The sequence below is a fragment of the Azospirillum sp. UFLA03-27 genome, from assembly GCF_059803775.1.
On the sequence record NZ_JAUQTX010000409.1, the window covers coordinates 1 to 3,440 of the forward strand.

Consider the following 3,440-nt stretch of genomic DNA (forward strand, 5'->3'; position numbering starts at 1 on the left):
GTTATAGTCTCGTGGGCTCGGAGATGTGTATAAGAGACAGACCCATCTCCAGGCGCGCAGCGGCATCGTCTCCATGCTGCTGGCGGTGCTCCTCTATGCGGTGCTGAACGCGCTGGCGAAGCACCTCGCGGCGGACTACCCGCTGGCCGAGGTGACCTTCTTCCGCAACGCCTTCGCCCTGCTGCCCGCCACCGCCATGCTGGCCCGCGCCGGCGGCTGGCGCAGCCTGCGGACGGAGCATCTCGGCGGCCATTTCTGGCGGGCGGCGATCGGCCTGACCTCCATGGTGCTGCTGTTCCTGTCCTATCACCTGATGCCGATGGCCGACGCGGTGGCGCTGTCCTTCTCCGCCCCGCTGTTCCTGACCGCGCTGTCCGTGCCGGTGCTGGGGGAGCGGGTCGGCCCCTACCGCTGGGGGGCGGTGGCTGTGGGTTTCGCCGGGGTTCTGGTCATCGTGCAGCCGGGAAGCGGCATGCTGAACACGGGCGCGCTGGTCGGGCTGAGCGCCGCCGTCGCCTACGCCTTCGCCATGATGGCGATGCGGCAGCTCGGGCGGACGGAGGCGCCGGTCACCACCGTCTTCTACTTCACCGCCTTCTCCACGCTGCTCAGCGCCTTCGCCCTGCCCTTTGTCTGGACGATGCCGACGGCGGAGGGCTTCGCGCTGATGGCGGCGATGGGGCTGGTCGGTGGCGGCGCCCAGTATTTCGCCACCCGTGCCTACGCCCTAGCCCCGGCGGCGGTCATCAGCCCGTTCAACTACGCCGGAATCCTCTGGGCCTGCCTGTTCGGCTGGCTGTTCTGGGGCGACTGGCCGGGAACCCATGTGCTGGCCGGGGCCGCCATCGTCATCGCCAGCGGCCTGCTGATCCTGATCCGCGAGACGCGCCGCCGGGCGGGCACGGGGACGTGCGACACTTCGCCCGGGGTGTCCCACAATTTGCCACTCAGCACCGGGCGCAAACACTAATATATTAGCTTTCACACGTTCACCGGGGCGCCGGCCCACGCCCGCGCGACCCGCCTGTCTGACGAGGTGGCTCATGCCATCGGACACACTCACCGCCGCCCTGCCGCGGCAGCGCCGGCTCGCCACGGTCCGGCCCGCGCCGCGCTCCGCCTCTCCCATCTACCGCGACCTGCGGAACGACATCCTGGGGATGCGCCGACGACCTGGCGAGCCCATCGCCGAGGCCCGCATCGCCGCGGCCTACGGCGTCAGCCGCACCCCCGTGCACGAGGCGGTGCTGCGGCTGGCCGACGAGGGGCTGATCGATGTCTTCCCGCAATCGGGCACCTATGTGTCCCTGATCCCGGTCGCCGCCCTGCCGGAGGCCGGGGTGATCCGCAAGGCGCTGGAGGAGGCCACCGTGCGGATGGCCGCCATCCGCGCCACCCCTGGTGACATCGCCCAGCTGCGCGCGGCACTGGAGGAGCAACGCGACCTCTGCGCCGCCTGCGACCGCGACGGCTTCCACGAGGCCGACGAGAGCTTCCACGCCCTGCTCGCCGAGATCGCGGGATTCCCCGGCTTCTGGGCGCTGGTGGAACAGGTGAAGGTGCAGGTCGACCGCTGCCGGCGCCTGACCCTGCCCGTGCCCGGCCAGATGGCCAAGGTCATCGCCGAACACGACGCCATCGTGAAGGCCATCGCCGCCCACGACCGCGAGGCCAGCGTCGAGGCGCTCGGCGCCCATCTCGACGGATTGCGGCTTGCCATCGACGATTTGCGCGCCGCCGCACCGCTTTACTTCACCGACGCGCCCGCCGCCGCGGGGCGGCAAACCCCGCCCCGGCTTTAATCCCCACCCGGCTTGCGACATTTTGGCGTCACGCTTTCCGGCCTCCGTTTTGCTCTTGCCTTGAAAGCTGATATATTAATATAACTAGCGCAGCGGGATGTGGCACGGACGTGAACAACCGACGCCGCCCGCTCACCGGACAACACTAGGACAGCCGCGCGGAAGAACGCCGCGGGCGCTTCGGAACAAAGGACAAGAACCGCCCAGCTTTACCCCCGTCGGCACGCGCCGATGGCGCCGGGATTTTGCGCCTTCATCCCCTTCGGGATTATTTTTTGCCTCCGCTTTCGCAGCGCTGTTATTTGAAGCGCGCAGCCGAACAGCCGAGGCTTCTTCCGAACGCTGGAACTATTCGTTTGTCCATTTTCGGCGGGCCGACACCCCGCCTCCGCTCCAACAGGCACTTCTCCTAAGGCAGGAGTACGGTCCATGAAGAACACTTTCCGTCGCCTCGGCATGGCGCTGCTGGCCGCCTGCGCCGCGGGCGCGCTGCTCGCCGCCCCGGTCTCGGCCCGCGACTTCCGGTCGGCCGACATCCACCCCGGCGACTACCCGACCGTCGAGGCGGTCAAATACATGGGCAAGCTGCTGAGCGAACGCAGCAACGGCAAGCTTGGCGTGAAGGTCTACCCGAACGGCGCGCTGGGCAATGAGCGCGACACGATCGAGCAGATCAAGATCGGCGGCCTCGACATGATGCGCATCAACGTCGCGCCGCTGAACAACGTCGTGCCGGAGACGATGGTCGTCGCCCTCCCCTTCATCTTCCGCGATACCGCCCACATGCACACCGTGCTGGACGGCCCGATCGGCGACGAGATCCTCGCCGCCATGGAAAGCCAGGGGCTGATCGGTCTGGCCTTCTACGACAGCGGCTCGCGCTCGCTCTATTCCAAGAAGCCGGTGTCGTCGCTGGCCGACCTGAAGGGCATGAAGATCCGCGTCCAGCAGTCGGACCTGTTCGTGTCGATGATCGAGGCGCTGGGCGCCAACCCGACGCCGATGCCGATGGGCGAGGTCTACACCGGCCTGAAGACCGGCATCGTCGACGCGGCGGAGAACAACTACCCGTCCTACGAATCCTCGCGCCACTTCGAGGCGGCCAAGTACTTCACCCGCACCGAGCACGCGATGGCGCCGGAGGTGCTGGTCTTCTCCAAAGTCACCTGGGACCGCCTGTCGAAGGACGACCAGGCCGCCATCCGCAAGGCCGCCAAGGATTCCGTCCCCTACATGCGCAAGCTGTGGACGGAGCGTGAGGAGGCCTCCCGCGCCATCGTCGAGAAGGCCGGTTCCCAGATCAGCGACGTGAAGAACAAGCAGGAATTCATCGACGCCATGAAGCCTGTGTTCGCCAAGTTCGCGAACACGCCGAAGCTGCAGGGCCTCGTCCAACGCATCCAGGATACGAAGTAAAGCACGCGGTCGCGGTGCCGGCCATTCCCGGCCGGCGCCGCGACCCGCGGGAAGGACGGCATCATGAGCATCGAACTTGAATTGGAAGAGGTCCGCCCCCTCGCCGCCCCACGCTTGTTGACGCGAATGAACGCGCGTCTGGCGTGGTCGGGGATGTGCGTGGCGATGGTCGGCCTGATGGCCATCGTCTGTGTGGTGTTCTATCAGGTCTTCGGCCGCTAC

General features: G+C 67.4%; 3 protein-coding genes. All 3 read left to right on the top strand.

Going from position 1 to position 3,440, the window contains the following annotated elements:
• The first annotated feature begins 25 nt into the window (after positions 1–25).
• The 3 genes from Q4I23_RS31570 (at position 26) to Q4I23_RS31580 (ending at position 3,218) form a co-directional block, all read left to right on the top strand.
• The gene (locus Q4I23_RS31570; RefSeq protein ID WP_498528839.1) at positions 26–970 is read left to right on the top strand and encodes a DMT family transporter; all 945 of its coding nucleotides are present in this window, start codon (positions 26–28) and stop codon (positions 968–970) included.
• Positions 971–1,043: 73 nt separating this feature from the next.
• On the top strand, positions 1,044–1,802 hold the full coding sequence (locus tag Q4I23_RS31575) for a GntR family transcriptional regulator (RefSeq protein ID WP_498528840.1): 759 nt from the start codon (positions 1,044–1,046) through the stop codon (positions 1,800–1,802).
• 429 nt (positions 1,803–2,231) lie between these two features.
• Positions 2,232–3,218, top strand: a complete 987-nt coding sequence (locus tag Q4I23_RS31580) for a TRAP transporter substrate-binding protein (protein WP_454020863.1) — start codon at positions 2,232–2,234, stop codon at positions 3,216–3,218.
• The last annotated feature ends 222 nt before the right edge of the window (positions 3,219–3,440 follow it).